Annotated in this window: 8 protein-coding genes; all 8 read left to right on the plus strand. The window is 67.3% G+C overall.

Translation table 11 applies throughout. The features are described 5' to 3' along the window. The coding region (locus tag KTN05_RS17105; protein WP_254368324.1) for a heavy-metal-associated domain-containing protein at nucleotides 1–228 on the plus strand (228 nt) is incomplete at its 5' end. Nucleotides 229–303: 75 nt separating this feature from the next. Continuing rightward, nucleotides 304–2238, plus strand: a complete 1935-nt coding sequence (locus KTN05_RS17110; RefSeq protein ID WP_217330581.1) for a cation-translocating P-type ATPase — start codon at nucleotides 304–306, stop codon at nucleotides 2236–2238. A 518-nt stretch (nucleotides 2239–2756) separates the two neighbouring features. Beyond that, nucleotides 2757–3185, plus strand: a complete 429-nt coding sequence (locus tag KTN05_RS18295; protein ID WP_254368325.1) for a DUF305 domain-containing protein — start codon at nucleotides 2757–2759, stop codon at nucleotides 3183–3185. Next, nucleotides 3163–3537 carry a hypothetical protein gene (locus KTN05_RS18300; protein WP_254368326.1) on the plus strand — a complete coding sequence of 125 codons (375 nt, stop codon included), beginning with the start codon at nucleotides 3163–3165 and terminating at the stop codon, nucleotides 3535–3537. Before KTN05_RS18295 ends, KTN05_RS18300 begins: the two co-directional genes overlap by 23 nt. A gap of 42 nt (nucleotides 3538–3579) precedes the next feature. Further along, on the plus strand, nucleotides 3580–3759 hold the full coding sequence (locus tag KTN05_RS18305; protein WP_254368327.1) for a hypothetical protein: 180 nt from the start codon (nucleotides 3580–3582) through the stop codon (nucleotides 3757–3759). After that, complete coding sequence (locus KTN05_RS18310; protein ID WP_371823402.1) at nucleotides 3756–3869, plus strand: hypothetical protein; 114 nt, start codon at nucleotides 3756–3758, stop codon at nucleotides 3867–3869. Before KTN05_RS18305 ends, KTN05_RS18310 begins: the two co-directional genes overlap by 4 nt. A gap of 343 nt (nucleotides 3870–4212) precedes the next feature. Beyond that, the gene (locus tag KTN05_RS17120; RefSeq protein WP_217330582.1) at nucleotides 4213–4467 is read left to right on the plus strand and encodes a type II toxin-antitoxin system CcdA family antitoxin; all 255 of its coding nucleotides are present in this window, start codon (nucleotides 4213–4215) and stop codon (nucleotides 4465–4467) included. Continuing rightward, complete coding sequence (locus KTN05_RS17125; protein ID WP_217330583.1) at nucleotides 4455–4745, plus strand: CcdB family protein; 291 nt, start codon at nucleotides 4455–4457, stop codon at nucleotides 4743–4745. Before KTN05_RS17120 ends, KTN05_RS17125 begins: the two co-directional genes overlap by 13 nt. Nucleotides 4746–4839 lie beyond the last annotated feature (94 nt).

Here is a 4839-nt window from a genome sequence, read left to right on the forward strand (position 1 = left end):
ACGACCATGACCCAGAAAACCATCCTCCGCAGCGACGAGCTTTCCTGCCCCTCCTGCGTGCCGAAGATCGAGAAGGCCCTCCGCGGCCTCCCCGGTGTCGAGAAGGCCGAGGTGCGCTTCAACACCGGCAGGATCGAGGTCGAGCACGATCCAGCGCAGTCGAGCGTCGAGACGCTGGTCGAGGCGATCCGCGGCACCGGCTACGAGGCCCGGCCCTCGGCCTTCTGACCGCACCCGCCCCGCCGCGCCGCACAGCCGGCGCGGCGGTCCGTCTTGCAGGAACGAATGGAAAGGAGGGACAGGATGACCACTCTTGTCACAAATATCGGGGGCGTCGTCGCCAACCCCGCGCGGCGGCGCTTCTGGCTCACCATGGGCAGCGGCGGGCTGATCGCGGCCGGGCTGATCGCGCGCTATGGCTTCGGGCTGATCGACCTCTGGTCGGTGCTGATGGTGGCAGCGGCGCTGCTGGCCGGCTCGGACATCGCGCTGCGCGCCTGGCGGGCGCTGAAGGTCCGGCATCTGAGCATCGAGCTTCTGGTGACGATCGCCGCCGCCGGCGCGCTCGTGATCGGCGAATACTGGGAATCGGCCGCCGTCACCTTCCTCTTCATGTTCGGCGCCTGGCTGGAGATGCGAACGATGGGCCAGACCTGCGGCGCACTGAAGGCGCTGCTGGACGCGGCACCCGCGACGGCCACCGTCCTGCGCGACGGCCAGCCGGTCGAGGTCCCCGCCCATGCGGTGAGCCTCGGCGAGACCGTGCTGGTCAAGGCCGGCCAGCGCATCCCGGTGGACGGCGAAGTGACCGAGGGCACCGCCGCGGTCAGCGAGGCCGCCATCACCGGCGAGCCGATGCCGGCCGAAAAGGCGCCGGGCAGCCGCGTCCATGCGGGCACCATCGCCGAGAACGGGTTGCTGCGCATCCGCGCCACCAGTGTCGGCGCCGACACCACGCTCGCGCGCATCATCCAGCGGGTCGAGGAAGCGCAGGAGGAGAAGGCCCCGAGCCAGCGCATGATCGAGCGCTTCGCGCAATGGTATACGCCCTCGATCATCGGGCTCGCGGTCGCGGCCTTCGCCTTCACGCAGGACATCCGGCTGGCGCTGACGCTGCTGGTCGTCGGCCGCCCCGGCGCGCTGGTGATCTCGACCCCGGTGTCCATCGTCGCCGGGATCGGCCGGGCGGCGCGCAGCGGCATCCTCATCAAGGGCGGGCAGCACCTGGAAAGCGCGGGCCGGATCGACACCATCGCGCTCGACAAGACCGGGACGCTGACCGAAGGCAAGCCGCGTCTGGCCACCGTGATCGCGCTGGACGGCACGGCGGAAGACGAGTTGCTGCGGCTTGCCGCGACCGCCGAGGCGGGCTCGGACCACCCGCTCGGCCGCCCCATCGTCGAGGCCGGCCGCAAGCGGGGTCCGCTGCCCACGCCGGAGACGCTTGACGAGCACGCCGGCATGGGCATCGGCGGACGCGAGGTTGCCGCCGGCAACCGCCGCCTGATGGACAAGCTCGGCGTCTCCCTGGGCGCCGATGGCGAGGCGGGGCTGGAGCGGCTGCTCTCGGCCGGGCAGACGCCGATCCTGGTGGCAGCGGACGGGCGGCTGATCGGGCTGCTGGGCATGTCCGACATGGCCCGCGAGGGTGCGGCGGAAGCCATCGCCCGGCTGCGCGACATCGGCATCCGGCGCGTGGTCATGCTGACCGGCGACCAGCGCGGCGCGGCCGAGGCCATCGCCCGCGAGGTCGGCATCGACGAGGTCCATGCCGGGCTCATGCCCGAGGACAAGCTCGCGCTGATCCGCGGGATGCGGGCCGGTAGCGCCCATGTCGCCATGGTCGGCGACGGGATCAACGACGCCCCTGCGCTCGCGGCCGCCGACACCAGCATCGCCATGGGCGCGGCCGGCAGCGACGTCGCCATCGAGACGGCGGACATCGCGCTGCTGAAGGACGATCTCGGCAAGATCCCCGAGGCGATGGCGATCTCGCGCGCGACGCTGGGCAACATGCGCCAGAACCTCGTGATCGCGCTGGTGACGGTGGCCGGGCTGCTCGCCGGCGTCTTCAGCGGGCATGTCCATATGGCCGGCGGGATGCTCGTCCACCAGCTTTCGGTGCTGATCGTGATCGCCAACGGCATGCGGCTGCTGCGGGTGCCCGGCGCGCGCAAGCCAGCCGCCGCTGGTCGCGAAGGTTCTAGACAGCGCGCGATTGCCATCGCCAGGAGGTGAGCCGTTGGCCGATACAAGAGTCCTCGCGCTTGAGCGCGGGCGCAATGGGCGTCCAGATACGGCATTTCCAATAATCCCGAAAAGTTCAGCAAAGCCGAATTTTGCCGAGGTGTGGGTATGAATACTGTCGCCTTCGGGCGAACTTCCGCCGGCATCCTGAGCCCCCCACGTCTGATCACAGCCGCGTATGGCGCGCATGACTGGGACGGCTTTGCTCCTCCCCGGTCCCTCAGCCGACCGGCTGGTGGGCGCCACAATCGACAATCAGACGAACACGGATACCAGCGTCGATGAGCGACGCTGGTCCTCCGGTGCCAAAGGATGAAAACAATAAAACGACCTGCACTCGCCCTTTCCGTCAGTTTTCTGACGGGGCTGCCCGGCATTGCTCTGGCGCAAGCCGAGCATGACGCCCACCACCCCGGGAACCCCTAGGTGCAAACCGAGCAGGCCCCGGCGCCAACGCTTCCCTCGGCAACGATGCCCCGATGCAGGGAATGCCGGAGCATTGCCAGGCCATGATGCAGGCGATGTCCCGAGAATGCATGAGCGCCATGCAGCAGATGATGCAAGGCGGCATTCTGCACGGTGGGGTGGCCGCGCCCCCAGGCGGAGAGGCGGCATCGGCCGACACGGATGTCGCCGACTTCACGCAGGCCTACGTCGATGCGATGAATGAGATGCACGCGCCGATGATGGACGGCGTCATGGCCGCGGACCCGGACGTCGCTTTCGTCCGGGGCATGATCCCGCACCATCAGGGCGCGATCGACATGGCCCGAATCGTCCAGCAATACGGCGACGATCCGCAAACGAAAGCCTGGGCCGGGCAGATCATCGAGGCGCAGGAGCGCGAGATCGCCGAGACGGAGGCCTGGCTGACGGAGAATGGCGACACGCAGCCGTTCGAACTCGGCCAGAGCGGTGGCACCGTCTTACTCCGCTGACGAAGGCGGCAGCACGATCAGCGCCATCGATCTGGGCACCGGAGCCGTGAGCAGCGTTCCGAACCCGGTTGCGCCGCACAACGTCGACCTGACCTCGGACGGATGCTTTCTGCTGGCGGTCGGCACGCCGGCTTCCGGCAACCATGGGTCGGGAGGACACGGTCACGACGGGGGCGCGGCTGGCGTTCTGGTGATCCTCGACCCTCAGAATCTCTCGGAATCCGCTGTCACGGTAGAGGTCGGCGCCCATCCGGCCCACCTCGTCGCCGATACACGAGGTCGCGCCTATGCGTCCCTTTCGGGCGCGGACGAGGGCGCTGTCGTCGGTCTCGCGATCGCATCGGTAATCTAGGACATCCAGACTGGCGCCTATCCGCACGGGCTGCGGCTCAGCCTGGACGGGGCCGAGCTTTACGTCGCCAATGTCGAGGATGGATTGGTGTCCGTCATTGATACGGCGACCTGGCCGAGGTCGCCCGTATCCTGGTCGGTGCCGCACCCGTTCAGGTCGGCTTCACGCCCTCGGGCTATCAGGTCTATGTCTCCCTGCGTGACGAAAACCGTGTGGCCGTGATCGACCCCACAGCCCGAGAGGTCATGCACAGGATCGACGTCGGGCCAAATCCGATTCAGATGATCGCGAGGCCGGACGGTGACCCCCCCACCAACCTGCACCGAAAGTGAGTCAGAGCCCATATTGCGCGCCTCGCCACAGTCACTGGATCAATCACGTCGATTGTGTCCCCGGCGAAGTCGACGATGACCTACTTGCGACCCACATACGTCTGCCGCGCAGCAGTCGGGCGGTCGCGGTCCCTCCAAGCCTCGTAGTGCATGCAAAACCAAGTGTAGGCAAAACCAAGTGTAGGCAAAACCGGCGGGATGGCTTCTGGTATTCTTCCCCGAGCAGCATCCGGGTCAGGCTTGCATGGTGCCAGCTTCGAACGCCATCAGGCTGAGAGAAGCTCTCCAGTCTTGACCTGGAACTGGTTGAGCGGTATTTTGTAGCGGTATGCAGGAGGAGTTTATGGTTACCGTTTCACGGCGGAAGACATCGCTGAGCCTGGATGCGGCAGCACTCGATGATGCGCGAGACTTGGGGATCAACGTGTCGGCCGTGGCCGATACGGCTCTCCGGCGCGCGGTGACCGAGGCTCGCAGGCGCAAGTGGCTTGAGGAGAATGCCGAGGCTTTCGCCCATCAAGCAGAATGGCATGAGCGCAACGGACATCCTCTGGCCGCCATCCTTGCTTCGCCCGGAACGGCTGCATGGAACGACTGAGCCGTTTCGACATTGCCGAATATGGCAGCGTCGCCATGGTCGTTGTCGAAAGTGACCTGCTTCCGCCCGATCCTGCGATCGTGGTGATCCCACTTCTTTCCGACTACCCGGCCATCAGGAGTCTGAACCCGGAGATCCGGCATGGCGGCAGCCGCCTTGTTCTCGCAACGCGCCTGATTGCGGCCGTGCGGCGATCAAGCTTGCGCCGCGTGGGCAGCGCTGCGGATCAGGCCGACGAGGTTACACGTGCGGTCGACATCCTGATGGGTGGCGTATAGAGGCAGTGTCCCAGCGGTTGGTGTAGGAGGCCGCGCGCGGAGCCCCGGCGTAGCGCAGCGCGCGGCCGGGCGTGACGCTGGCGGCCATCGCCGA

The organism is Paracoccus sp. Z118 (assembly GCF_019061185.1).
GTDB lineage: Bacteria > Pseudomonadota > Alphaproteobacteria > Rhodobacterales > Rhodobacteraceae > Paracoccus.

Coding starts and splice junctions, on each gene's coding strand:
- KTN05_RS17125 (WP_217330583.1), top strand. CDS start 4,455: ATGGAACGACTGAGCCGTTTCGACATTGCCGAATATGGCAGCGTCGCC.
- KTN05_RS18295 (WP_254368325.1), top strand. CDS start 2,757: ATGATGCAGGCGATGTCCCGAGAATGCATGAGCGCCATGCAGCAGATG.
- KTN05_RS17120 (WP_217330582.1), top strand. CDS start 4,213: ATGGTTACCGTTTCACGGCGGAAGACATCGCTGAGCCTGGATGCGGCA.
- KTN05_RS17110 (WP_217330581.1), top strand. CDS start 304: ATGACCACTCTTGTCACAAATATCGGGGGCGTCGTCGCCAACCCCGCG.